Annotated in this window: 27 protein-coding genes; 21 read left to right on the top strand and 6 right to left on the bottom strand. The window is 63.8% G+C overall.

The window, feature by feature from the left end:
* Positions 1-121: 121 nt before the first annotated feature.
* On the top strand, positions 122-583 hold the full coding sequence (locus HMPREF2734_RS05120; protein WP_070421700.1) for an ASCH domain-containing protein: 462 nt from the start codon (positions 122-124) through the stop codon (positions 581-583).
* A gap of 35 nt (positions 584-618) precedes the next feature.
* Here HMPREF2734_RS05120 and HMPREF2734_RS05115 read toward each other — a convergent pair whose 3' ends face one another.
* Together HMPREF2734_RS05115 and HMPREF2734_RS05110 are read right to left on the bottom strand one after the other, a co-directional pair.
* On the bottom strand, positions 619-1125 hold the full coding sequence (locus HMPREF2734_RS05115) for a GNAT family N-acetyltransferase (RefSeq protein ID WP_070569745.1): 507 nt from the start codon (positions 1123-1125) through the stop codon (positions 619-621).
* Positions 1118-2152 carry an HAD family hydrolase gene (locus HMPREF2734_RS05110; protein ID WP_070421702.1) on the bottom strand — a complete coding sequence of 345 codons (1035 nt, stop codon included), beginning with the start codon at positions 2150-2152 and terminating at the stop codon, positions 1118-1120. Before HMPREF2734_RS05110 ends, HMPREF2734_RS05115 begins: the two co-directional genes overlap by 8 nt.
* An 85-nt stretch (positions 2153-2237) precedes the next feature.
* On the opposite strand from HMPREF2734_RS05110, the gene HMPREF2734_RS05105 reads away from it, so the two are divergent.
* The 10 genes from HMPREF2734_RS05105 to HMPREF2734_RS05060 all read left to right on the top strand — a co-directional run bounded on the left by HMPREF2734_RS05105 (position 2238) and on the right by HMPREF2734_RS05060 (position 13742).
* Positions 2238-2474: a glutaredoxin family protein gene (locus tag HMPREF2734_RS05105; protein WP_070421703.1), complete on the top strand. Its 237-nt coding sequence runs from the start codon at positions 2238-2240 to the stop codon at positions 2472-2474.
* 45 nt (positions 2475-2519) lie between these two features.
* A complete protein-coding gene (locus tag HMPREF2734_RS05100; protein WP_083291877.1) occupies positions 2520-3845 on the top strand; it encodes a glutamyl-tRNA reductase in 1326 nt (441 codons plus the stop codon).
* Entirely contained in the window at positions 3846-4727 is an 882-nt protein-coding gene (gene hemC, locus HMPREF2734_RS05095; protein ID WP_070569743.1) for a hydroxymethylbilane synthase, read from the top strand.
* A gap of 132 nt (positions 4728-4859) precedes the next feature.
* Entirely contained in the window at positions 4860-6560 is a 1701-nt protein-coding gene (locus HMPREF2734_RS05090) for a bifunctional uroporphyrinogen-III C-methyltransferase/uroporphyrinogen-III synthase (protein WP_070569741.1), read from the top strand.
* A gap of 42 nt (positions 6561-6602) precedes the next feature.
* Entirely contained in the window at positions 6603-7604 is a 1002-nt protein-coding gene (hemB, locus tag HMPREF2734_RS05085; protein ID WP_371325692.1) for a porphobilinogen synthase, read from the top strand.
* A complete protein-coding gene (locus HMPREF2734_RS05080) occupies positions 7597-8211 on the top strand; it encodes a hypothetical protein (protein WP_070449662.1) in 615 nt (204 codons plus the stop codon). Before hemB ends, HMPREF2734_RS05080 begins: the two co-directional genes overlap by 8 nt.
* Positions 8212-8218: 7 nt before the next feature.
* Entirely contained in the window at positions 8219-8740 is a 522-nt protein-coding gene (locus HMPREF2734_RS05075; RefSeq protein ID WP_070569739.1) for a hypothetical protein, read from the top strand.
* On the top strand, positions 8741-11266 hold the full coding sequence (locus tag HMPREF2734_RS05070) for a heavy metal translocating P-type ATPase (protein ID WP_070569737.1): 2526 nt from the start codon (positions 8741-8743) through the stop codon (positions 11264-11266).
* Between the two features lie 26 nt (positions 11267-11292).
* Positions 11293-12342: a uroporphyrinogen decarboxylase gene (hemE, locus tag HMPREF2734_RS05065; protein ID WP_070421711.1), complete on the top strand. Its 1050-nt coding sequence runs from the start codon at positions 11293-11295 to the stop codon at positions 12340-12342.
* Positions 12342-13742 (top strand): protoporphyrinogen oxidase, encoded by a 1401-nt coding sequence (locus tag HMPREF2734_RS05060; RefSeq protein ID WP_070569736.1) that lies wholly within the window; start codon positions 12342-12344, stop codon positions 13740-13742. The genes hemE and HMPREF2734_RS05060 overlap by 1 nt, the downstream gene beginning before the upstream one ends.
* Here HMPREF2734_RS05060 and HMPREF2734_RS05055 read toward each other — a convergent pair.
* Both HMPREF2734_RS05055 and HMPREF2734_RS05050 read right to left on the bottom strand, forming a co-directional pair.
* Positions 13739-14161, bottom strand: a complete 423-nt coding sequence (locus HMPREF2734_RS05055) for a type II toxin-antitoxin system VapC family toxin (protein WP_070569734.1) — start codon at positions 14159-14161, stop codon at positions 13739-13741. The two genes, HMPREF2734_RS05060 and HMPREF2734_RS05055, sit on opposite strands and share 4 nt — an antisense overlap.
* Positions 14158-14472 carry a FitA-like ribbon-helix-helix domain-containing protein gene (locus tag HMPREF2734_RS05050; protein ID WP_141750430.1) on the bottom strand — a complete coding sequence of 105 codons (315 nt, stop codon included), beginning with the start codon at positions 14470-14472 and terminating at the stop codon, positions 14158-14160. Before HMPREF2734_RS05050 ends, HMPREF2734_RS05055 begins: the two co-directional genes overlap by 4 nt.
* Positions 14473-14572: 100 nt before the next feature.
* On the opposite strand from HMPREF2734_RS05050, the gene HMPREF2734_RS05045 reads away from it, so the two are divergent.
* The gene (locus HMPREF2734_RS05045; protein ID WP_083308091.1) at positions 14573-15391 is read left to right on the top strand and encodes a DedA family protein; all 819 of its coding nucleotides are present in this window, start codon (positions 14573-14575) and stop codon (positions 15389-15391) included.
* Between the two features lie 178 nt (positions 15392-15569).
* Here the strand turns inward: HMPREF2734_RS05045 and HMPREF2734_RS05040 are convergent, their stop codons facing one another.
* Positions 15570-16406, bottom strand: a complete 837-nt coding sequence (locus tag HMPREF2734_RS05040) for an NAD(P)-dependent oxidoreductase (protein ID WP_070569732.1) — start codon at positions 16404-16406, stop codon at positions 15570-15572.
* Positions 16407-16426: 20 nt separating this feature from the next.
* Between HMPREF2734_RS05040 and hemL the strand changes: the two genes are divergently transcribed.
* Genes hemL through HMPREF2734_RS05000 form a run of 8 tightly spaced genes read left to right on the top strand, consistent with a single transcriptional unit; the run spans position 16427 to position 23688 of the window.
* Positions 16427-17749: a glutamate-1-semialdehyde 2,1-aminomutase gene (hemL, locus tag HMPREF2734_RS05035; protein ID WP_070569730.1), complete on the top strand. Its 1323-nt coding sequence runs from the start codon at positions 16427-16429 to the stop codon at positions 17747-17749.
* Entirely contained in the window at positions 17746-18375 is a 630-nt protein-coding gene (locus HMPREF2734_RS05030) for a histidine phosphatase family protein (RefSeq protein ID WP_246816784.1), read from the top strand. The genes hemL and HMPREF2734_RS05030 overlap by 4 nt, the downstream gene beginning before the upstream one ends.
* A 9-nt stretch (positions 18376-18384) precedes the next feature.
* Positions 18385-18972 carry a TlpA family protein disulfide reductase gene (locus tag HMPREF2734_RS05025; RefSeq protein ID WP_070482082.1) on the top strand — a complete coding sequence of 196 codons (588 nt, stop codon included), beginning with the start codon at positions 18385-18387 and terminating at the stop codon, positions 18970-18972.
* Positions 18973-19746, top strand: coding sequence for a cytochrome c biogenesis CcdA family protein (locus HMPREF2734_RS05020; RefSeq protein ID WP_070569728.1), 774 nt, complete (start codon positions 18973-18975; stop codon positions 19744-19746).
* Positions 19747-21408: a cytochrome c biogenesis protein ResB gene (locus tag HMPREF2734_RS05015; RefSeq protein WP_070569726.1), complete on the top strand. Its 1662-nt coding sequence runs from the start codon at positions 19747-19749 to the stop codon at positions 21406-21408.
* 26 nt (positions 21409-21434) lie between these two features.
* Entirely contained in the window at positions 21435-22445 is a 1011-nt protein-coding gene (ccsB, locus tag HMPREF2734_RS05010; protein ID WP_070569724.1) for a c-type cytochrome biogenesis protein CcsB, read from the top strand.
* Positions 22445-23443, top strand: coding sequence for a UDP-glucose 4-epimerase GalE (gene galE, locus HMPREF2734_RS05005; protein WP_070569722.1), 999 nt, complete (start codon positions 22445-22447; stop codon positions 23441-23443). The genes ccsB and galE overlap by 1 nt, the downstream gene beginning before the upstream one ends.
* Entirely contained in the window at positions 23440-23688 is a 249-nt protein-coding gene (locus tag HMPREF2734_RS05000; RefSeq protein WP_070421722.1) for a helix-turn-helix domain-containing protein, read from the top strand. Before galE ends, HMPREF2734_RS05000 begins: the two co-directional genes overlap by 4 nt.
* Positions 23689-23910: 222 nt before the next feature.
* Here HMPREF2734_RS05000 and HMPREF2734_RS04995 read toward each other — a convergent pair whose 3' ends face one another.
* The gene (locus HMPREF2734_RS04995) at positions 23911-24177 is read right to left on the bottom strand and encodes a hypothetical protein (protein ID WP_070421775.1); all 267 of its coding nucleotides are present in this window, start codon (positions 24175-24177) and stop codon (positions 23911-23913) included.
* A 39-nt stretch (positions 24178-24216) separates the two neighbouring features.
* Between HMPREF2734_RS04995 and HMPREF2734_RS04990 the strand changes: the two genes are divergently transcribed.
* Positions 24217-24528, top strand: coding sequence for a DUF4229 domain-containing protein (locus tag HMPREF2734_RS04990; protein ID WP_070421723.1), 312 nt, complete (start codon positions 24217-24219; stop codon positions 24526-24528).
* Positions 24529-24594 lie beyond the last annotated feature (66 nt).

The following is a 24594-nucleotide window of genomic DNA, read 5'->3' as shown; positions in this document are numbered from 1 at the left end:
CCACAAACACAGAGCTAGACGACCAGCGGAAAACGACTGTCCAGGATTGCGGGAACCCAAAACTACGAGGCATAACAGTGCGATACCAAGGACGGTGAGTCTCGCTGCCTAATATGAACGTATGAATCGGGATGCTTTAGAGCCCATTTCGGAGTTGCCTCGTGGCGAGTTCGCCTTTCCAGGCCCGCTCCGTGACGCTCTTGTCAACGCCATCCTGGACGGCACGAAAACTGCGACAGCATCCTTGCTGGCTGAATACCCCAACGACTATCAGCCGCATGAGGAAGTGGGTGCCCTCGAGGCCGTCCTTGACTCACATGACAACGTGGTGTGCGTCATCCGCACGACTGAGGTTCAGATTTACCGGTTGGCGGACGTGAGCGACGAGCATGCCATCGCCGAGGGGGAGGGCTACGCCGACGCAAACGAATGGCGCATTGGGCATGAGCAGTATTGGCGCTCGCCAGAGTTTGTGGAGTACATCGGAGCACTTGATATTGACGACGACACGCAGGTGGTGTGCCAACGCTTTACCGTTGATGAGCGGTACCCGATCAGGGCATTGGAGCCGTGGCGCGGCTGAGGCCACACAGCCCGAACCAACGCCGGCTTTCCCAGCTAGGAAAGCCGGTACACCTCGTAGTCGCCGGGGACGCCCGCTCCGGGAACATACGCAAGTCCGAGCCTCAAAGCTAGGCCAATCGATGCCTCATTCACAGGGTCGATGATGGCGATGACGGGGAGCGACGGGAAGCGCTCGCGGGCGCTGGCAATCGCGGCAGCCGCGGCTTCTTTGGCGTAGCCCTGGCCTTGCGATTCTGGTGCGAAACGGTAGTAGAGGTTCAGGACTTCTTCGCCGGCTTCCTCGCTGTGCCGTACCCCGGTAAAGCCGATGGTCGCGCCGTCGAGGGTGCGTACCGTGTAGTAGCCCAACTGCTGCTCAGCCCAATTGTTCTGCCACGAGCGCGCAAGCTCGACAGCCTCATCGTGGGTCTTCATTGTCAGCTCGGGGCGATGCTCGTACGTGCGGGGATCTGAGTGGATGGCAAAGATGGCGTCGATATCCGCATCTGTCGGCACCGACAACTCAAGCCGCGGGGTGCGCAGGGCAAACGCATCAGGCATGGTGAGTCCTTTCCTGCCGCTTGTTCCACAGGCGCCACAGCGAGAACGCTCCCGCAGCGCCCAATACTGGCAGGGCGGACAGGCGCACGGCGCGGCGAACGGAGCGGTAGTCGCGGACGGCCCAGCCTTGGGCTTTTGCGTGGCGACGCAGCGCGCGGTCCGGATTGACGGCAACGGGGGAGCCGACCATCTCCAGCATTGGCAGGTCGTTGATGCTGTCGGAGTAGGCGGTGCACTGCTTCAGGTCGAGTTGCTGCAGCGCGGCCAGCGCGGCCACGGCGTGCTTCTTGCCGGGGCCGTGGAGGATGTCGCCGACGAGTCGGCCGGTGAACTTGCCGTCCTCTTCTTCCGCGACGGTGCCCAAAGCGCCGGTGAACCCGAGGGTCTCCGCCAGGGCCTGGCCGATCTGGACCGGGGTGGCGGAGACGAGCCAGACTTGCTGGCCGGCGGCGATGTGCATGGAGGCCAGTTCGATGACGTCCGAGTAGGACTTGTTCAGCATCTGCTTGTCGACGATCTCCTGGCAGGCCTCCTTGAGCTCGTCGACACGTTTGCCTTTGACCACGGCAAGGGCCTGCTCGCGACCTTCGGCGATGTCGTCGGCGTTTTCGGATCCGGAGACACGGAAGCGGATCTGCTTCCACAGGGCCGGGGCGAGTTCGCGCAAGGTGATGAAGCGTTTCTTGAACAGGCCTTGGGCGAGCAGGATTAGCGACGAGCCCTGGATGAGGGTGTTGTCGATGTCGAAGAATGCCGCCGCCTCGAGGTCCTGGGGAATTTCGGGGTCCGGCTGGGTGATTTTTTGGCGGCCCGCGGTTTTGAAGGCGCCGCCGACAGAGTCGACGCCGAGGGCGAAGTCTTGGATGTTGATGCCAAAGGTTTCTTCAACGGCGGCAGCGGCGGCGGCTTGGCCGGCGGTGCGCTGGGCGTCGTCGTCAAGCGGGGGCAGTGCAAGGTCCTCAAGGAAGCGGCGGAGGTTTCCTTGAGAGACTGACCATTGTGCGAGGAATTCCCGCTGTTCTGACATGGCGATCGTGACTCTTTCGGTGGCGGTGTTAGCGTGAGCAATCGTACAACGGCGAGCGCCGCAGACACGATGTAGAGGAGTTCGGATGAAGACGGTGGAGTTGATGGTGCGGTCCACGTGCGGTTCGTGCGAGCGGGTGGCGGCGCAGATTGCTCCGGTAGTGGAGAAGTGTGGCGCGGAGCTAATGCTTGTCGACGTCGACCTGGACCCCGACAACGCTGCCGAATACGGCGATCGCGTGCCGGTTGTCGTCATTGACGGCGAGGAGCTTGCCTGCTGGGAAGTGGACAACGCAGACCTTGAGGCGGCGCTCCTCGCGTAAGGGGCTATCCTTTAGTTTGATTTCCAACGCGGACTGGAGGGTTTTGTGAGTGTTCTTGTCGTGGGGATGTCGCATAGGTCTGCACCTGTGTCCCTACTAGAACGTCTCAGCATGGATACGGAGCTGCAGGAGGGGACGTCCGCGGCTCTTGTTGAGCGGCCTTCGTTGTCCGAGGCGATGATTATCTCCACCTGCAACCGTCTCGAGGTGTATGCGGTGGCCAACGCGTTCCACGCTGGTGTGGAGGACGTGTTGACGGTGCTGACGAAGGTGTCTGGGGTGGGCATCGAGGAGCTGCGTCGCTACCTGTACGTGCGGTACGCGGATGCTGCTGCGGAGCACATGTTTACTGTGGCGTCGGGGTTGGATTCGATGGTTGTGGGGGAGCAGCAGATCATCGGCCAGGTGCGTACGGCGTATGTGGATGCGGCGGAGCGTGGCACGGTGGGGCCGAATCTGCATTCGTTGGCGCAGATGGCGCTGCATACCGGCAAGCGTGTGCACACTGAGACCACTATCGACGACTCGGGCGCGTCCATGGTTACCGCCGCCTTGGATGAGGCGATGGGGCTGATGGGGATTGAAGACTTCAAGGGGAAGAAAGCTCTGGTGTTGGGGGCTGGCGCGATGAGTTCGCTGGCGGCGACGCACCTGGGCAAGCGCGGCATTGACGGGTTGGTGATTGCCAACCGCACGCGCGACCGCGCCGAGCGCCTTGCTGGACATTCCCGCGAGGCGGGCGTGCCGGCGGAGGTTGTGGATTTTGAAGACCGCTCGCACGCGATGGGTGGGGTGGACATTGTGGTGTCCGCGACGGCGGCTGACGGCTTCACCATTACGCCGGAGGACATTGCGGGTCCGGTGATGCTGGCGGACCTGTCGTTGCCGCGCGATATCGACGACGCGGTCACTGACATCGACGGCGTGCACCTGGTCAACATCGAGTATCTGCACGAGCAGATGCGTAACACGACCAACGAGGATTCGCGCGCGCTGCGTGAGGCAGAGGCGATTATCGACGAGGAAGTGAAACTGTTTTCCTCCGAGCAGCGGGTGCGTGGGGTGGCCCCGGCGGTGACGAGGCTTCGCAGAAACGCTGCGGAGATCTCTGGCCAGGAGCTGCAGAAACTTCGCACCCGGCTTCCGGATATGTCTGAGGAAGATTTTGAGCAGGTTGAGCGCACGGTCCGTAGGGTCGTGGACAAGCTGCTGCACGCGCCGACGGTGAAGATTAAGGAACTTGCGGCGGCGCAGGAGACAGTGAGTGTGGAAGAGGTAGTGACCGAACTGTTCGGGCTGGATCAGCCGGCGGTGTCGGTGGAGGCGCAGCGTCTCCCGCTGCCTGAGGAACTGCGCGGTAAGGAGAAGTAAATGTTGAAGATTGGTACTCGTGGTTCGCACTTGGCGACGACACAGGCGGGCCATGTCCGCGACGACCTTGGCGCGGTTGGCCACCCGGCTGAGTTGAAGATCGTGGTCACCCCGGGCGACCTGTCGCAGGCGCCGGTGGAGCGAATTGGCGTCGGTGTGTTCACTTCCGCGCTGCGCGACGCGCTGTTTAATGGCGAGGTGGACGTTGCCGTCCACTCGTTTAAGGACTTGCCCACGGCGTACGAGTCGCGTTCCTATCTCATCGTGCCCAAGCGTGAGGACAACCGCGAGGCGCTCATCGCCCGCGATGGGCTGACGCTGGCGGAGCTGCCGGAAGGTGCCCGCGTGGGCACGTCGGCACCTCGTCGTATTTCCCAGCTGCGCGCGATGCGTCCGGACCTGGACATTCGTCCGTTGCGTGGCAACATTGAGCGCCGCATGGGCTACGTCGAATCTGGAGAGTTGGACGCGATCATGCTTGCGTACGCAGGCTTGGTGCGCGGTGGCTACGGCGACCGGACGACCCAGATCTTCGACCCGCACGAGTTCATCCCAGCGCCCGCCCAGGGTGCACTTGCGGTCGAGTGCCGTGTCGACGATGCGGCTGGCCGCGAAGCAATCGCGAAACTTATCGACGACACCGCAACCGTCGAGGCCCGCGCCGAGCGCACCGTACTTGCCGTACTCGAGGCCGGCTGCACCGCGCCGGTGGCGGCAACCGCGCGTGCGACGGAGAACGGCATCGAGCTGCGTGCCGGTGTGTTTGCGCTGGATGGGTCCCGTTCGCTCGTGGAAGATGTCCAGGGTACGGACCCGGAGGAGATCGGTCGACGCGCTGCTGAGGCGTTGCTTGAACGCGGTGCCGCTGACGTTATGAAGTAGCGGTGGTTTTGTTCTGGGGCATATCCCTTTTATGGTGTAAATACCATACGTTCACGCCCCTCCGCGCAACGGGTCGCTTAAGCGGATCCGTCTGCGTGGGGGATGTTATTTGTGCCTAGAAGAGATTCCTCTATGACATTGCCCTCTCACACCCCCCAGCCGGGGAAGGTGATCTTCGTGGGTGCCGGACCGGGCAACCCTGAACTGCTCACGGTCCGTGCCCGCGAGGTGATGGAAGCTAACGCTATCGCACTCGTCGATCCGGAAGTGTCGGCGGGGGTCAGAAACTTCGTTGGCTCAGCATTGCCAGTGCCACAGGCCAAGCTCGACGAGGCGAAAGCCGTCTACGAGCAGATGTGCGCCGACGCGAAGGCGGCGGGTGCGCGCCGTAAGCCGCCGAAGCCGGAAGATCCGACGGCGGCGGAGCTCCAGGAGTGCGACCTGGCAGGTGAGGGCATTGTGCCGAAGCTGCGCGAGGCGCTCGACGCGGCAGCGAAGTCCATCGAGGACGGCGAGGCAGGCGATGGTGACGTGATCCGTCTGGTCGCCGGCAACCCGCTGACCCGTGATGCTGTGATGGAGGAGATCTCCGCCGTTGCAGACGCTGGCCTGGAGTTCCACGTGGTGCCGGGCATGTCCTTGCCGTCGACGGTGCCGTCCTTCGCTGGCATTGCGTTGGGTTCGACCTACACCGAGGCTGACCTGACCAACGGTCCGGTGGACTGGGATCAGTTGGCGTCTGCGCCGCAACCGTTGGTGTTCCAGGCCACCCAGGAGCACCTCGCAGAGATGGCAGAAGCGCTTATGGAGCGCGGTTTCCAAGGCGCCACTCCGGTGACGATTACGACGAACGGAACGACGCGTCTGCAGCGCACGTTTGATGCCACGTTGCAGACGGTGGGCAAGTTGGATGCGGATCTGTCGGGTGCGCTCGTCGTTACGCTTGGCACTGTTGCGGACGACCGCTCGAAGTACTCCTGGTGGGAAAACCGGCCGTTGTATGGCTGGCGAGTGCTTGTGCCGCGTGCGAAGGAGCAGGCTGGCCCGATGAACGCCCGCCTGACGCAGTACGGTGCGATCCCGCAGTCGGTGCCGACGATTTCGCTCGAGCCGCCGCGCAACCCGGCACAGATGGACCGCGCGATCAAGGGCATTGTGGAGGGACGCTACCGCTGGGTGCTGTTTACCTCTGTTAATGCCGTTGATGCGGTGTGGGACAAGTTCGAGGAGCTTGGTCTGGACGCCCGCTCGTTTGCCGGCGTGCACCTGGGCGCAGTGGGGCAGAAGACCGCTGATGCGCTGCGTGCCCGTGGCATGTACCCGGAGCTGATCCCGCACCGTACAAAGCAGAACGCTGCTGGTCTGGCGGAGATCTTCCCGGAGTATGTCGAGGATATCGACCCGGTTGGCCGTGTGCTGCTGCCGCGCGCGGACCTGGGCTCCGACGTCCTGGTCGATGGCCTGGAGGCCAAGGGGTGGGAGGTCGACGACGTTGTCGCCTACCGCACCGTGCGTGCTGCTCCGCCACCACCGGAGACGCGCGACATGATCAAGACCGGCGGGTTCGACGCCGTGTGCTTCACCTCCCCGTCGACGGTGAAGAACCTTGTGGGTATTGCCGGCAAGCCGCACGCGCGCACCATCATCGCCTGCATTGGCCCGGTGACGGAGGCGGAAGCCCGTGAGCAGGGCTTGCGTGTGGACGTCGTCCCGGAGGTCGCCGATATCCCGTCGCTCATTGACGCCTTGGCAGAGCACGTTGCTGGTCTGCGTGCGGCTGGGCAGTTGCCGCCTCCGCGCAAGAAGCGCCGGAAGTCGGCAGCGAGCAACTAGCACGGCTGGGGTCGTGTCGGGTGACGTTCTAAGATGTGGCGCATGGCAGATTTTGAGCTCACCCGACGACCACGGCGCTTGCGGCAGAACCCCGCATTGCGCACCCTGACGGCGGAGACGAGGCTGCACCCGGCCGACTTCATCCTCCCGCTGTTTATCGCAGACGGCCTTGATGCGCCGCGCGAGATTGCCTCCATGCCGGGGGTGTACCAGCACACCGAGGATTCCCTGAAGGCAATTTGCCACGAGGCGCTTGAGGCTGGTGTGCGGGCGATCGACCTGTTTGGTGTGCCGCTTGAAGCGGATAAGGACGCCACAGGCTCCATCGGTGTCGCGGAAGATGGCATTTTGAACCGCGGGATCAAGGCGCTTCGCGACGAATTCGGCGACGACCTGGTCATCATTTCCGATACGTGCCTTGATGAGTTCACCGATCACGGCCACTGTGGTGTGCTGCGTACCGATGCACACGGCAACGAGATCGTGGACAACGACAAGACGGTTGAAATCTACTGCGACCTCGCCCTGTCCCAGGCGCGCGCTGGCGCGCACATGGTCAGCCCGTCCGGCATGATGGACGGCCAGATCGGCGAGATCCGTAAGGCACTCGACCGCGAGGGCTTTGAGGACGTCATCATCATGGCGTACTCCGCGAAGTATGCCTCCAAGTTCTTTGGTCCGTTCCGCGATGCTGTCGGCTCGTCGCTGAAGGGCGATCGCCGCACCTACCAACAGGATCCCGCAAACGTGCGCGAGTCCCTTTTGGAGACCGAACTGGACATCGCCGAAGGCGCAGATATTGTCATGGTCAAGCCGGCCTTGCCGTACCTGGACGTGCTGGCCAAGGTGGCAGAAATGTCGCCAGTGCCGGTGGCGGCCTACCAGGTATCCGGCGAGTACGCGATGCTCAAGGCAGCAGGCGTGAACGGTTGGATCGACTTCGAAGAGACCATGATGGAGTCGCTGGTATCCATTAAACGCGCTGGTGCGGACCAGATTCTGACCTACTACGCCATCGAAGCAGCAAAGCAGCTCAATGGTTAGCCTCCCGCCACTCAACCCGAAGAGTCCCAGCCACGTCGACGCCAGCGCCGTGGACAAGAAGACGCCGGGCGGCCCGCCGGAGGCCGTGCAGTTGATGCTGCGGTGCTGGGCAGTGATGATCGCAGGCGAGTTAATCCACCAGATTCTCTCCGTCGTATTCGCGTTCGTCGACCCGTCCGCGCTGCGGGACGCCGCCAAGCAACAAGCTAAGCAGCGTGGCGAGGAAATCTCGGACGGCCTAATCAACATGGGCGTCTACGGATCCCTGATCCTCATGACACTCATCCAGTTGGGTGTGCTGCTGTTGTTCGTGTTCGCGCTGCGCGCCGTGCGGAACAAAAGCTCCCAGGCTGGTAACGCGTACCGGCTGCTGCAGATTTTCGGTGTGTTCTTCGCCCTCCGCATGATCACGCTGTTCATGATGCAGCCCGCCTCCACCGCCATACCGGTGGTGTTCTACGGCATCGACGGTGTCGTCCAAATCATTCTGGGTGTGGCCGGCATTCTGGGCATCATCTACTCCACGGACAAAGACGCCGTGAACTGGGTAGCGCCCAAGAAGGATGGGTCGAAGAAAGACGCAGCCAAGACAGAGAAGGAACAGTAGGTCCCCAATGGCAGGCATGTTCCCCACGATGGTCTCAGACCCGAATGACAAGAACCGTAGGTACAGCGGCGAGGCCACTGAGCAGTGGCCCCGACCGCTACGTACCGCCTACTACCTGGTGTTTGCCAGTGCGGTGTTGATGATCGTCATCGGGCTGATGACCCTGGCCAAGGGCGTGCCTGACCGGCTGCCGGATACCTGGATGATCGAAGGTGCCGACGAAGCATTGATCGAACGTTTCCGGTTCAATCTGCGCATCTTGGCGTGGGGCAACATCGCCTTGGCCATCCTGCTGTCGATGAGTTCGGCCTACTTCCATAAAGGGGCGAAGACTGCGCGAAGGATTGCAGCCGCAGGCATTGGGGCAACTGTGTTCCTCAACGTTGCCGGCTTCTTCATCGGCGTGGCTGGCTGGGCCTCCATCGTGGTGGTTGTCCTGCTTGTCGCAGCCCTGTTTGGGATGTTCCGGCCGGCGGCGAATGTGTTCGTCGATACGCGAAGTGGCGACCTGTGGAGGGGAGTTGCGTAAGTGAGCAACCACGAACACCTGGACAATTGCATCGAGGAAGCCCGCCACGCCGCACGCCAAGCAGGCATTGACCCGGGCACTGCGACGTGGGATCTGGACGGGGAACTTGTCCGCCCCAACGCCTCCTACGCCTTCGAGCTGGAGGGCATTGAGGACGGGCCCCAACTGACCGACATCGCCGAAGCACTTGAGGCGCTGCCAGGTGTGTCGGCGCGCTTGGTGTACCCGACGAAGATGGCGTGGGTCACCGCACCGGCAAGTACGCCGCTTGTGGAGCTCACCGACACCATCGAACGCTTTGGCGTCACCGCAACCGTGACCGACTCGACCCTGCAGCGTCGCGCACACGGCCGCTACTGGCAGGAACACCCGATGCCGCGCCGGGCGAAGCATCGTCGCAACGAAGAGGCGAACCTGATCGCCCGTGCGCAAGGGTTTGTGCGTCCGGTGTCGCGGCGCTCCCGCCGTGAAGGCGACGTGCTGTTTACCGCCCGCGACCTAGTCACACCGACGCGCCTTGTGGTGGCGGTGCTGCTGACCATCCCGGTGCTGCTACTCACCTACATCCCGTCGCTGGACTTCCCGGGCTGGCAGTGGGTGTGCTTCGCGCTGGCCACCCCGGTGGCGCTGTGGTGCGCATCCCCGTTCCACCGCGCCATGGCAGGCGGCGTGCGTCGCGGTATTTCGGCGCTAGACGGTGCCAGTTCGATTGCCATTTTGGCGTCCTACGTGTGGTCGTTCGCCATGCTGCTGTTCACCGAGGTAGGCCGCATCGGCTACACCACCACAGGCAGCTGGATGCCGCTGCGCATGTCAGACAGCCCAGAGCTGTACTTCGAGGTGTCCTGCACTGTTACCACGTTGTTGCTGTTCGGCAGGTACTTCTCCATGCAGGTTCGCACAGACCTGCGCGAGGAGCTCGAATCACGCAGACCAGGTGCTGAGGACGTCTACAACGTGGATCACCGCGACAAACGCGGCACACCCAGCCCCGAAGAGTTGCCTGCAACAGAGATCAGGCGTGGCGACGACGTCACGCTCACCGCAGGCCACATCATCCCAGTCGATGGGGAAGTGGTTGGTGGTTCCGGCCGGATTGGTGGGGAGCTCGTCGATACGCACCGCGACCAAATCCTCAAAGTCGGCTCGATCGTCACCGCCGGCTCGGTGCTCGCCTCGGGCGAGATCAAAGTCCGCGCCGCGCGCGTCGGCCACACCACACTGCTTGCGGCGGTGCAGCGCTGGCTTGACGACGCCTCACGTCACCAAAACGCAGCCACCATGGTCTCGACTCGCTCCGCGGGCCTGCTGATCCCAACCGCCTATGTCATCGCGGTGCTCAACTTCGGACTCTGGCTGCTGTTTAACGGCAACATCAATACGGCCGCTGCGACGTCGCTGGCCATCCTGGTCGTCGTCGCACCCGTGAGTTTGGCCATCTCACCTGCACTCGCCATGCGCCAAGGCCTCGACTCCGCCGTGCGCCACGGCATGCTTGTGCGCGACGGCAACGCGCTTCGCACCCTGGCCGACACCGACATGGTCGTCTTCAACCGTGTGGGCACCCTGGTCAAACCGGAAATGCATGTGGAAACCGTCACCGCAGTACGTGGCGAAAGCACTGAACTGGTGCTGCGCATCGCCGGCGTCCTGTCTGCCGACTCGGACCACCCGGCCTCCAAAGCGATTGTGAAAGCAGCACGAGGAGCACGCGACGCCCGCTCCGGCGACCCACGCATCCCAGACTGGATCGAAGCCAACGGTGACACCTTCTCACCCGACGGCGAGTTCGGTGGACCAATTACCGCAACGTGGGGCACTGGTGAAAACGCACGCTCCGAAACGTTTGCGGCATCGCTGTGGCGCCCGACGAACCTGTCGCAACTCCACGGCAAACTCTCCGTCGCCGCCACGACTGGCGGCACACCCGTCGTCGTGCGGTGGGGTGGACGTGACCGCGGCGTGATCACGCTGTACGACCCCGCTAAAGACGACGCCATCCAGGCCATCGACCGCCTGGAATCCATGGGTGTGGAAACCGTCATGCTCACCCGCGACACCTACCCGGTGGCGCGCCGGTTCGCTGACTTCCTCGGCATCTCTCAAGTGCTTGCCGGCATTCACGGACTGGACAAACCCCATGCTGTGCGTGCACTGCACACACAAGGTTCCAACGTTGCCATGGTTGGCGACGCCTCCGTCCTGCCCACCCTGCGCGTCGCCGACTCCGGCATCCTGTTCGCCGAAGACGACCTCGCCGGCACCAAAGAGCCACGCTGGAGCGACGACGCCGAAGTCGTCCTCATCCGCGAAGACGTCATGTCCGTGCCCCAACTCATCGAGCACGCCCAACGCGTTAAACGCATCGCCAACAGCAACCTCGCCTTCGCCGTTGCGTACAACGCCACCGCAGTCGTCCTCGCCGCCGCCGGAGCCCTACCGCCCGTCGGTGCGACACTGCTCATGCTGGGCAGCTCCCTGTTCATCGAGGCGAAGTCGCGCCGGGCACGCCGGTTCAAGATCTAGGCTTTTCGCAGGTAGGCTAAGGCACTATGACTAGACGCGACCTTGTTAACGCTCCGTTCCTTGAGGCCGCCTACGGCCGCACTCCGTCCCGCACCCCGGTGTGGTTCATGCGCCAAGCCGGCCGTTCCTTGCCGGAGTACCGCAAGGTGCGAGAAGGCATTGCAATGCTGGATTCGTGCTTCATGCCGGAACTGCTCGCGGAGATCACGCTGCAGCCGGTGCGCCGCCACGACATGGACGCGGCGATCTTGTTCTCTGACATTGTGGTGCCGCTGAAGGCAGCGGGTGTTGGGGTGGAGATCGTGCCGGGTACGGGCCCGGTGCTGGACGCTCCGATTCGCTCCCGTGCGGACGTAGACAACCTGCCGATCCTGGACCACACCGTGGAGGAAGTCGCCGAGGGGATCCGCATTATTCTCGACGAACTGAGCGACACCCAGGCACTCATCGGCTTCGTAGGCGCGCCGTTCACTCTGGCCAGCTACCTCATCGAAGGCGGGCCGAGCAAGAACCACGAGAAGACCAAGGCGATGATGCACGGCGATCCGGAAACCTGGCACGCGCTCATGCGCCGCCTCGTGCCAACGATCACCGAGTTCCTCCGCACGCAGGTCGAGGCCGGCATCGACGCGATGCAACTCTTCGACTCCTGGGCAGGCTTCCTCACCGAAGCCGACTACCGCGAGTTTGTCCTGCCGTACTCGGTTGAAATCCTGGATTCAGTGGCGGGAGAGATCCCGCGCATCCACTTCGGTGTGGCCACCGGCGAGCTGCTCGGCGCCATGTCTGAGGCAGGCAGCGAGGTGATGGGTGTGGACTGGCGCGTGCCGCTGGACACCGCCGCTAAGCGTTTCGCCTCCCCGCGCGTGCTGCAGGGCAACCTGGATCCGGCGTTGCTGTTCGCCGGCACCGACGTGGTGCGCGAGGAGATTACCCGCATCAAGGGTGAGGCCGCCCGGGCAGTCGAAGCTGGCGACGCCACCGGACACATCTTCAACCTGGGCCACGGCGTACTGCCGACCACCGATGCGGACGCCATCACTGAGGCAGTGCGCATCATCCACGAGGAGAATTAATGAACATCGCCATTATCGGAGCAGGCCTTGCGGGCCTGACTGCCGCCTACGAGCTTCGTAAACTCAGCTCGAACGAGGACACGGACGAGGCGAAAATCGACGTCTACGAAGCCACTGACCGCATCGGCGGCAAGCTCTACACCGTCGCGTTCGAGGCTGGCCCGACCGATATGGGCGCCGAGGCATTCCTCGCACGCCGCAAGGATGCCGTCGAGTTCTTCACCGAGTTGGGTCTTGGTGATTCGCTCGTCGAGCCGTCCGGGTTGCGCTCCCTGATCTGGTCCAATGGCGAGGCCCGCGGTCTGCCTACCGGCGGCGTGATGGGTATCCCGTCTACCTCCGAAACGGTTGCGCACTTGGTCAGCGCCGAAACCGCAGCGCGTATCGACGACGAAGCTAACCGCGAAGGTTTCACCTGGGACACCGACGGCGACATGAACGTCGGCAAACTCGTGCGCGAGCGCTACGGCGACGAAGTCGTCGACGTCATCCTGTCGTCTCTGCTTGGTGGGGTCTACTCCTGTACCGCCGATGACCTGGGCGTTCGCGCCACCATCCCGCAACTGGCGGAAGAGCTCGACCGCCTCGCTGAAGCCGGCGACGGCAAGGTGCACCTGTCCACCGCCGTGGCCAACCTGGAGCGCTCCCGCGCGGAGCTGCCAACCGGCCAGGGGGCGGTCTTTAACACGTTCCGCGACGGCTACCACGAACTCTACGAAGCCCTCGCAGAGCAGTCTGGGGCGGACATCTACATCGACGCGTTCATCTCGGAGATTCGCCGCGAAGGCAACGGTTTCCGCCTCAAGGGCGGCGAGGACACCATCTACGACCACATCATCCTCGCCGTACCCGCACCAACCGCAGCGCTGCTGCTCAAGGAAGTCGTCCCAGAGGCGGCACAGGAGCTCCAGTCGGTGAAGTTGGCCAACTCGGCAGTCGTCGGCATGCGGTTTGCCACCGACGAGGGCCTGCCGCAGAACTCGGGCGTGCTCGTTGCCACCGGTGCCGACGACGTGAAGGCAAAGGCGTTCACCTTCTCCTCGCGTAAATGGCCGCACCTTGCCGAACGCGGCGGCGCCATCGTGCGCGCAAGCTTCGGCCGCTTCGGCGACAACATCGCCCTGACCGCCACCGAAGACGACCTGGTGGACTGGGCGCTCGACGACCTGAAAACCATCACTGGATTCGACGGCCGCGAGGCCGGCCTGGAGGAAATCTTCGTCCAGCGCTGGTTCGGCGGCTTGCCGCGTTTCGACGAACACCACCTCGCCACCGTGGCCAACGTCCGAAACATCATCGACAAGGTGGACGGCATCTCCGTCACCGGCGCCTGGGCGAGCGGCGTGGGGGTGCCGGCGGTAGTGGCGGACGCGCGTGTCGTCGCCAAGCAACTGCTTTAGGCATCCTCCCAGGGGTCGATGACCTCCACACCCGTGCCCTCAAAATCCTTGAGGTTGCGGGTGGCAAGCGGGGCATCGTGGGCGCGACAAATCGCGGCGATCATCGCATCGGCGTCATGGATCGGGCGACCCATCCTTTTTCGCTCCACGACGATTTCGCCGAACGCCCAGGCAGCGTCTGTATCAAAAGCGAGGACACCGTTGCGCTGCTCGAAATTAGACAATTGCCAGAAGACAACGTGCTGAATTTCGTTCCGTCGGGCACTCGACGGCAAACTCCGAACGCCTCGGACAATCTCGCCGACTGTAATGGAAGTAATGCACTGCTTCGGGTCTGTGGTGGCTGCCCATCGTCTGACGTTTTCGTGCGGAGCCTTCCGGCAAAGCTCTGAAACAACGTTCGTATCAAGGATGATCATGACTGACCGCCGCGACGGGCAGTGACCATTTCATCCATAACACCGGCGAGGTCATCCATACCTCCCACCTCTTGGGAGAGCTCGAAAAGCTCCAAGCCAGCCTTTACAGGTCGGACTGCTTCTTCCAGAATATGACGTACCTCTGCCTCCATAGACCGTCCATTCATACTGGCCTGAAGTTTGATCTTGTGGCGTACTCTCTCGTCGACGCCACGGATAGTCAACGTGACGGTCTTCTCTGGCTTTTCAGCGGCTATGGTCTCAGCCCGACGCGTGATGCGCGTCGCTTTGCTTTTTTGGATAGCGCCCATGCTGCCTCCTTGCGATCCAAATTGTGCTGTCAAAATGCTAGCACCGATGGGCGATGCGTGGCTAGGGTCAAATGCGGGTTCTCCGCTAGGTTGATCACCTATGGAACAACACGCCAACGAGCGCGATGCCGCCGAACCCACCGAAGCCGCCGAAGCTGCCGGCGCTGCTGGTGCCGCGGCACCCACCGAACCCGCCGAGAAGGAATGGTGGGAAGAAGAAGGCCTGCCCTGGAACGGCAAGCCCACCAAAGCCGACTACTGGTGCCTGGCCTGGTTTGGCTTCGTCGGCATCTTCGGCCTGGCAATGATCCCGCTGCGTGCATGGCTGCTCGGCCTGCACCCGCCGGTCCTGCTGGCACTGACCGGCTCACGCGTCGGCGCAGCCTCCACCGGTGCGCTCGCCGCGGTGGGGGAGGCGCCCCACTGGCTGATCTACCTGCTCATCGGCTCGCTGGTGAACATCAAGTTCGACTGGATCTACTGGTGGGCCGGCAAACTCTGGGGTCGCGGCATCCTGGACGTGCAGGCGGCGAACTCGAAACGCGCGGCGAAGAACATCGCCCGCGTGGAAGGGTGGGCGATCAAGCTCGGCTGGATCGGTATCTTCCTGGCGTACGTGCCCATTCCGTTGCCGATCGCATTTGTGGTGTTCGTGTTCATGGGCATCTCGGGTATGCCGTTGTGGAAGTTCATGGTGCTGAACTTCATCTCCAAAACCCTCTGGTCGTTCCTCTACCTTGGACTGGGCTGGTGGATCGGTGAGCCGGTCGTGGAGGTCCTGGACCAGTACGCCAAGGTGGCCAACTGGGTTGCAATTGCGCTGTTGGTCGTGGTGTTTTTCGGTATCTTCCGCAACCAGTCGAAGAAGAAAGGGCGCGCCGTCGAGGCCGTGGGCAACGAGCTCGAGGCAGGCAAGTAGCGAAAATGGTCGCCAACGCAAAATAGTTCCACGCTCCCGGTTGGGGCGTGGAACTATTTTCGTTCTGGTTGCCGTCTTTCCTGGGGAGAGTGAATTTTCTTGCCCGTCGGGGTGAAGAAAGTTCCCTGCCCGGGAACTTTCTTAGAAGAGGGGCTGAGGGAGAGGCAGGGCCAACCCCCTACCGGTTGACCACGACGGTGGAGAAGTCCTCGTCGCCGCGGCCGGCCTCCTGCTGCTCCTCCAGGGACGCGAGCGCGGCGGCGACGGCCGGCAGGTCCTTGTCGGCGGTGGCCAGCATGAGGCGGGCGTCCTTGGCGATGGCGTCGGCGGTGAAGTCGCCAGGCGAGGTGGAGCGCTCGCCCAACAGGAATGGGCTCTTCATGTTCACGATGAACTCCAGGCCGGTCGAGCCGAGCATGTCCACGACCTGCTCCGGCGCGAGACCCTGCGACTCGCCCAAAACCAAGGCTTCCTTGAAGCCCTGGATGGTGACGGCCAGGGCCAGGTTGGCCAAGAGCTTGCCGGTGGCGGCGGCTGGGGCCGAATCGACAACCTTCAAACGCTCCGGGTTGGCGGCGGCCCAGGGGGCGACGACTTCGGCGACGGTGGATCGTCGAGAAGCATCGGCTCCACCGACGTAGACGCCCAACTTGCCTGCGCGGGCGGGCGGCAGCGAGCCGACTACCGGGGTGTGGACGTAGCCGGGGACGGCAGCGGCGAACTCGGCGGCATCCTCCGGGGAGATCGTGGTGGAGTCTGCCCAGGTCACGCCTTCGGGGATGAGGGAGGGTTCGATGACAACCTCACGGACAGTGTCCGGACCGAACAGTGACGTAATGACAAGATCCGCGCCCTTGACGGCCTCCTCCGGCGTCTCGGCGGCACGCGCGCCACGTTCGACCAGGGGAGTGGTCTTTTCGGCGGTGCGGTTCCACACGGTCAGCGAGTGGTCGTCGACAAGTTTGAGCGCGAGCTCAGTTCCCATACGGCCAAGGCCTAAAAACGCAATATTCATATGGCCTACGATAGACAACCATGACTTCCCAGAACCCGACTTCAGGCAATACGCAGCGTTCGGCCGAATTGTTCGAGCGCGCGCAACGTTTCACACCGGGCGGGGTGAACTCGCCTGTGCGCGGGTTTGGCTCGGTTGGCGGCCAGACTCGCTTCATCCAGAGTGCGTACGGCTCGCAACTTATCGACGTCGACGGCAACAAGTACGTCGACCTCGTCTGCTCCTGGGGCCCGATGGTGCACGGCAACGCCCACCCGGAGATCATCGACGCGGTAGAGAAGGCCCTGGTTAACGGCCTGAGCTTCGGTGCGCCGACGGAGGCTGAGATCGAGATCGCCGAGCACATCGTCTCCCGCACGTCCGTGGACGAGGTGCGCATGGTCAACTCCGGCACCGAGGCCACCATGTCTGCTGTGCGCCTCGCCCGCGGCTTCACCGGGCGGCCGAAGATTCTGAAGTTCGAGGGCTGCTACCACGGCCACGTCGACGCGCTGTTGGCGTCTGCGGGCTCCGGCATTGCAACGTTCTCCCTGCCGGATTCGCCGGGTGTAACCGGTGCGCAGGCTGCGGACACCATCGTCGTGCCGTACAACGACATCGAAGCCGTCGAGCGCGCCTTCCGTGAGAACGAGGGTCAGATCGCGGCGATCATCACCGAGGCCGCCGCCGGCAACATGGGCACCGTCGCGCCACAGAACGACTTCAACGCGAAGCTCAAGGAGGTCGCACACCTTAACGGCGCGCTGCTCATTCTCGACGAAGTGATGACCGGCTTCCGCACCTCCTACTCCGGTTGGTACGGCGTGGACAACGTCGCCGGCGACCTGACCACCTTTGGCAAGGTCATCTCCGGCGGCCTGCCGGCAGCCGCGTTCGGTGGTCGCCGCGACATTATGGAAAAGCTCGCGCCGAACGGCCCCGTCTACCAGGCAGGCACCCTGTCCGGTAACCCGGTTGCCATGGCGTCCGGCCTGGCGTCGCTGCGTCTGGCCAACGAGAACATTTACCCGACGCTGAACCGCAACGCGGATACGCTCGCGCAGCTGCTTCACGACGCCCTCACCCGTGAAGGCGTCGCCCACCACATCCAGCGCGCCGCGACCATGCTGTCCGTGCGTTTTGCTGAGGGCGAGGGCCACAACTTCGCCGACATGCAGGCAGCGGACACGTTCCGTTACGCACCGTTCTTCCACGCCCTGCTGGACGCTGGCGTGTACGCACCACCGAGCGCGTTCGAGACCTGGTTCGTCTCCACCGCGCTGACCGACGAGGACTTCGGCCGCATCGAGGACGCCCTCGGTGCCGCGGCGAAGGCAGCCGCCCAGGCGGTGGCGCCGGAGTGAGCGACGCGTTGAACCCGGGCGGGCAGTCCCGGACGATTGTGCACCTGGTACGCCACGGGGAGGTCTACAACCCGAAGAAGATCCTCTACGGGCGGATGCCGGGCTACCACTTGTCGTCGCGAGGCAAGTCCATGGCGCTGGTCACCTCGAAGTTCTTCGAGGGCCGCGACGTGACGTACCTGGCGGCGAGCCCGCTCGAGCGCGCGCAGGAAACCGCGCAACCGATCGCGGAGGTCACCGGCTGCGAGATCCGGACCCGCGAGGACATCCTCGAGGCCGGCAACACCTTTGAGGGCCTGCGCACCAAGGGCTGGCGCACCCAGTTGGCCAACCCGATCCGCTGGCGGCATCTGACCAACCCGTTCAAACCGAGCTGGGGCGAGCCCTACGACGCCATCCTGGAGCGCATGTGGGACGCCGTGATCGACGCCCGCGACATCGCCGACGGCCACGAGGCGGTCATGGTCAGCCACCAGCTGCCAATTGTCATGGTGCAGCGCCAGGTGCAGGGCAAGCCGCTCGCACACATGAGTCGCCAGTGCGACCTGGCCAGCGTGACGTCACTTGTGTTTGAAGGTGGCCGTGTTGTTGACTGGGCCTACAACACCCCAGCCCAGGAGATCTAGGTAGACACCATGACGAAGAAGCGGAAGCTTATCGCCACTGCGTGCTGCGCGGCGGCGCTGGCGCTTTCGGCCTGCTCGAGCTCGTCGGCGGACCAGGGCGGAACCTTCTCGTTCCACTCCCCAGGTGGCCAGACGGAGATCACCTACGACGAGGCAGAGCGCAAGCCCCTTGCCGGTTTTGAGGGCGAGTCCCTCATGGAGCCAGACCAGACGATCGCACTGTCGGATTTTGAGAACCAGATCGTGGTGCTCAACGCCTGGGGCCAGTGGTGCGCGCCGTGCCGTGCGGAGGTGGATGACCTCGAGGAGATCCAGCAGCACCTGCAGGCCAACGGGCAGGGCACCGTGCTGGGCATCAACGTGCGCGACTCCAATGCGGAGATTGCCCGGGACTTCGTCAAAGACAACGGCGTGACCTACCCGTCCATCTACGACCCGCCGTTTAAGACCGCCGCCTCGCTCGGTGGCGTGCCGTCCTCGGTGATCCCGACCACGATCGTGCTGGACAAGCAACACCGTCCGGCCGCGGTGTTCCTGCGCGGGGTGACTGCGGATGACATCATCGAGGTTGTTGACCGTTTGGCTGAGGAGGCCTAGGTGGGCCTTGCCGACATCGTCACCGACGGCCCGCTGCTGCTTGGCCTGCTTGCTGCCGCGCTGGCCGGGTTGGTGTCGTTCGCATCCCCGTGCGTGATCCCGCTGGTGCCGGGCTACATCTCGTATCTGACCGGCGTGGTCGGCGGCGAGATGACCATGGACGACAAAGGCCCGCGCGTGGCCCGCAAACACTGGGCGGTCGCCGGTGCGGCTACGTTGTTCGTCGCCGGGTTCACGGTTGTGTTCCTGCTGGCCACGGTCACGGTGTTCGGCGCGGCCAGCGCGATCGCGCTCAACGCCCAGACGCTCACCCGCATCGGCGGGGTGGTCACCATCCTCATGGGCCTGGTGTTCATGGGTGCGGTGCCGGCGCTGCAAAACGACACCCGCATGCAGCCCAAAAAGTGGACCACGATCCTTGGCGCGCCGCTGCTCGGCGGTGTGTTCGCGCTGGGGTGGACGCCGTGTTTGGGGCCGACGTTGGCGTCGATCATCTCGGTGTCGGTTGGCACCCAGGGGCTTACCGCAGCCCGCGGCGTGCTGCTTGTCGTCGCGTATTGCATCGGCCTAGGCCTGCCATTTCTGCTGGTGGCGTTGGGGTCGTCGAAAGCTGTGCGCTCCATCGACTTTCTAAGCAAGCATTCGCGCGCCATCCAGATCGCAGGCGGCATCGCCATGATCCTCGTCGGGCTTATGCTGCTCACCGGCGCATGGGACGCGTTCATCGGCTGGTCGCGCCAACTCGTCGACGGTTTCGGAAGGACGATCATCTAAATGAAGACGGCACAAACCTGGCTGCGCAAGGCGTGGCACTGGCTCACCAGCATGCGCACCGCACTCATGCTGCTGTTCATCCTCGCGCTCGCGTCCGTGCCGGGTGCTCTGCTGCCGCAGCGCCAAGTCAGCGCAACGCTTGTCGACGACTACCTGCGCGCCAACCCCACCATGGGGCCCATCTACGACCGCCTGCAGCTCTTCGACGTCTTCAACTCCACCTGGTTTGTTGCCATCGTGCTGTTGCTGGTCATCTCCCTGATCGGCTGCATCATCCCGCGCTCCATGGACCACTGGCGGGCCTACAACGCCAAGCCGACCCGCGCTCCGCGCTACCTGTCCCGCATGCCAATGCATACGGAGGGTGTGGTTGAGGGGGACGAGGGGGTCGTCGCAAAGCAAGTGCGCGACAAGCTCAAGCGCTGGCACGTCGCCGAATACCAACCCGACGAGGACCGCGCGGGCGTGTTCTCCATCTCGGCGGAACGCGGCTACACGCGTGAGTTGATGAACCTGATCTTCCACATCGGCATCGTCGGCATGATCGTCGCCTTCGCCGCAGGCCGCATGGTGTTTTACGAGGGCCAGGCCATCGTGATCACCAACTCCGAGCACGAAAACGCCATCCCCGTCGAACAGCCCCGCGTGTTCTGCAACACCTCGCCCGCCAACTTCGACGTGTTCCGCGCCGGGCCATTTTTCGACGGCACCGGCCTGACCCCCTTCTGCTTCGAATCACAAGACTTCAAGGCGAAATACCTCAACAACGGCCAAGCCAACGAGTTCTCCTCGGACGTGACCTACACCGACGACCTCAACGCGCCGCAGGACGAATGGGATCGCGCCACTCTGACCGTCAACGGCCCGCTGCGCATCAACGGCGACCGCATCTACCTGCAAGGCCACGGCTTCGCCCCGCAGATCACCATCACCTGGCCGAACGGGGAGACCCGTACCCAGATGGTGCAGTTCCGCCCCACGGACGTGACCACGTTCCTGTCGTCTGGCGTGATGCGTTTCGATCCACCGGCCGGCATGTACCCGGATTTGGGGGAGCGCCGCAAGAACCAGATCGCCATCGAGGGCAACTTCGCGCCCACCGCCAACTGGACCGGCCCGAACGGCGACCAGTTGCAGTCCGCCTTCCCCACGATGGATGACCCGGCGATTTCCGTCGACGTCTACGTCGGTGACGCCGGCCTGGATACCGGCCGCCCGCAGAACATCTTCACGCTCGACCAGGCGCTCGTCGCCGAAGGCCTGCTGCAGAAAGTCACCCGCGTCCAGCTGACCCCGGGCTCCGAAGCCACCGTGGACACCGACGGCGGCGAGGTGAAGGTGCGTTTCGACGGCGCCGCCGAATACGCCAACTACCAAATCTCGCGCGACACCACCCAGATCTGGGCGCTGATCGCCTCCACCGTCATGCTGCTCGCACTCGCCGGCTCGCTGGCGATTAAACGCCGCCGCATCTGGGTCCGCCTGCACCCGTCCGACACGCCGGGCCACACCGCCGTGGAGATCGCCGGCCTCGCCCGCACAGACCGCGCGGGGTGGGGACGCGAGTTCGACGAGCTCGCAGCAGAGCTTCTTAGCGACGATTCACACCTCGAACGTCGCGAAGACGAAGAAGAATTTGACCCCTATGACCTTGGAAAATAGGTGCCCGGTGGAGTAGGTTAAGACCTATGCTTGTCAACACCACCATGGCGGAGCTGTCCGACCTGACATTCCGCACCGCATTCATCATCTACATCGTGGCGCTGATCATGTCCTTCATCTACTACGGACGCGTCACGGCAGTCATCGACGTCCGCCGCGAGGCTTTGGCAGAGAAGGCCGAGAAGGCTGAGAAGAAGGTGCTGGTGGGAGCTGGCGGGCCGGATGTCGTCGATACGCAATCGCCGTTCGACGACCCCGAGTACACCGCTAAGGTGGCCAACGCCCGCAAATGGGCCGGCATGACCCAGGCGCTGGTCTGGGTAGGCGTGGCGCTGCACGTGGTGGCGTTTGTCACTCGTGGCCTCGGTGCGAAGCGGTTCCCGCTGGGCAACCTGTACGAATACATCCTGTTCATGACCGCTGTGATCATGGTGGTTGCCGCCGTGGTGGTGCAGCGCAAGGGCTGGCACACCATCTGGCCGTGGCTGCTGTTCCCAATGGTCATCGCGATGTTCCTCAACTCCACGGTGTTCCACATGCAGGCCGCCCCGGTGGTGCCGGCGCTGCAGTCCTACTGGCTGCCGGTCCACGTGTCCTCCGCGGCGATCGGCGCATCCATCGGCCTGGTCTCCGGCGCGTTCGCCCTGCTGTACCTGCTGCGCATGTGGCAGCCCCGCGGCGGGGAGCACGGCTTCTTCGGCGCCATTGCGCGCCCGCTGCCGTCCGCGAAGACGCTTGACCAGATGGCCTACAAGACCGCCGTGGTCACCCTGCCGCTGTTCGGCATCGGCATCGTCTTCGGTGCCATCTGGGCCGAGGTAGCCTGGGGTCGCTTCTGGGGTTGGGACGCGAAGGAAACCGTGTCCATGATCACCTGGATCCTCTATGCCGCCTACCTCCACGCCCGCGCTACCGCCGGCTGGAAGTCCACCGCAGCGGCGTGGATTAATGTGTTCGCCATGGCGATGACAATCTTTAACATGACCTACGTCAACACCGTGATCGCGGGTCTGCACTCCTACGCAGGGCTGAACTAGTGAAGGTGCTGATCACCGGCGGTGCCGGTTACATCGGGTCCACAATTGCGTCCTGCTGCGATGATGCCGGCATCACGCCGGTAATTCTGGACGATTTCTCTACCGGCCTGCGCACCTTCGGCGAGCGCTTCGCCTGCTACGAGGGCGACGTCGCTGATGTCGCCTTGCTCGAGCGCGTGTTCACGGACCATCCCGATATCTTCGCGGTGATCCACTGCGCCGCCAAGATCGTCGTCCCCGAGTCCGTCGAGCGCCCCCTGTTGTACTACGACAACAACGTGGCCAAATCCATCACGCTGCTGTCCGTCATGGAGCGCTTCGGCGTGCGCCGCTTCATCCTGTCGTCCACCGCGTCCATGTACGAGCCGGGCCCCGACTACATGGTCGACGAAACCAGCCCTGTAGACCCGCAAAGCCCCTACTCCGCGTCGAAGTGGTTGTTGGAGCGAGTGCTTCGCGACGACACCGCCACCGGCCACCTCAACGCCATCGCCCTGCGCTACTTCAACCCCATCGGCGCCGACCCGGCCCTGCGCACAGGCCTGCAGAACCCGGTCCCGTCCCATGCGTTGGGCAAGATGATCTCCGCCTACCGCGCCGGCGAGACCTTCACCGTCACCGGCGTTGATTGGCCGACCCGCGACGGCTCCGGCCTGCGCGACTACATCCACGTTTGGGACCTCGCCCGCGCCCACGTCGCCTGCCTGCAGCGTTTCGACGACATCTCCACCGGCTACGACGTCATCAACCTGGGCACCGGCCAGGGCACCACCGTCTTCGAACTCGCCGAGGCCTTCGGTGAGGCCACCGGCACCCCACTGTCCGTGGCCACCGGCCCGGCCCGCCCCGGCGACGTAGTCGGCTGCGCCACTCGCACCGACAAAGCCCACGACGTGTTGGGCTGGACCCCCGAACGTTCCATCGCGGATGGTGTGCGCGATTCCCTGGCCTGGTCCGAGAAACTCCCCGCCGTTCTGGAACACGAGGCCAACCGATGACCAAACCCCGCAACAAGCAGGGTAAACCCGCCAGCGACGATCCGGTGCTTATCGCCCTCGGCGAGCAAATCGCCTCCCGGCGTCGCGCTTCGGGGCGTTTGCAGCAGGACGTCGCCGACGCCGCCGGCGTGTCCCGCTCCACCCTGCACACCATCGAGCACGGCGGCGCCGGCGTTCGGTGGGAGAAGGTCATCTCGGTGGCCCACACCCTGGGCCTGAAGGTTGTCCTGGCGGAGTCGGACTGACACTTTCCGCCGGAATCTGTCAGCGCACCGCATTGCGCCTGGTCAGAAATCGGACCTGACAGATTTCGCAAAATCTGTCAGGGAGGGACAAATAGTTCCACGCCCGCGCCGGAACCCGGGAACTATTTGCGCGATCTCAAAAACCGACCTGGGGGAAGTGAAATATTTCTCCTCCCAAACCCAAGAAAGTTCCCGGGCGGGGAACTATTTGCAAACCCGCCCCTAGTCCAGTTCACCGCGGCGCCGGCGGCGTTCTTCATCCTCGCGGCGCTTGCGTTCGGCTTCTTCGCGGGCGCGGCGCTCCTTGAACCGGTTCTTCTCGATGTTCCAGAGGAACTCTTCGTCATCGTCAGGACCTTTAATGACCGGCTTTTGGGGTTCCTGGAGGCCGCGCTGGCTGCCGTAGCGCTGCGCGGAGCCGGGGCCGAACGCTTTCCACATGAGGATGACGGCCAGGATGATCAGTGCAAGGAGTAGCAATCTTCCCATGGTTTTAAACATACTTGCCCGCCGGTTAGGGTTAGCCATGTGAATGAGGAAACTTCTCCGCAGGTAGATCCGCAGGCTAAGTCGCGCGCGAATAGGGCGGTCGCGGTGTATGGCGTGTTGCGGTTGGTGTTGTTCATTGCGCTGACGGTTGTGATTCAGCTCTTCGCAGTGCTTATCGACGCCCCCGTGCCCGTCATCATGTCCGCCCTCCTTGCCCTTATCGTGGCGTTCCCGCTGTCCATGCTGGTGTTCAAGCGCCAGCGGTTGGAGGCGAACGCGGCGGTGGCGGAGCTGAAGCGCCAGCGCGATGCTCGCAAGGAGTGGATCCAGAGCGAGCTCGCGGACCGCTAGAGGCGCCGGCAGCGCAGCGCGGACAGTCGGCGCGAGCAGCCAGAGCGCCGGCGCGAGCAGCCAGGG

This window comes from Corynebacterium sp. HMSC055D05 (assembly GCF_001810365.1).
Taxonomy (GTDB): domain Bacteria; phylum Actinomycetota; class Actinomycetes; order Mycobacteriales; family Mycobacteriaceae; genus Corynebacterium; species Corynebacterium coyleae.
This window is presented reverse-complemented; position numbering and strand designations above follow the sequence as displayed.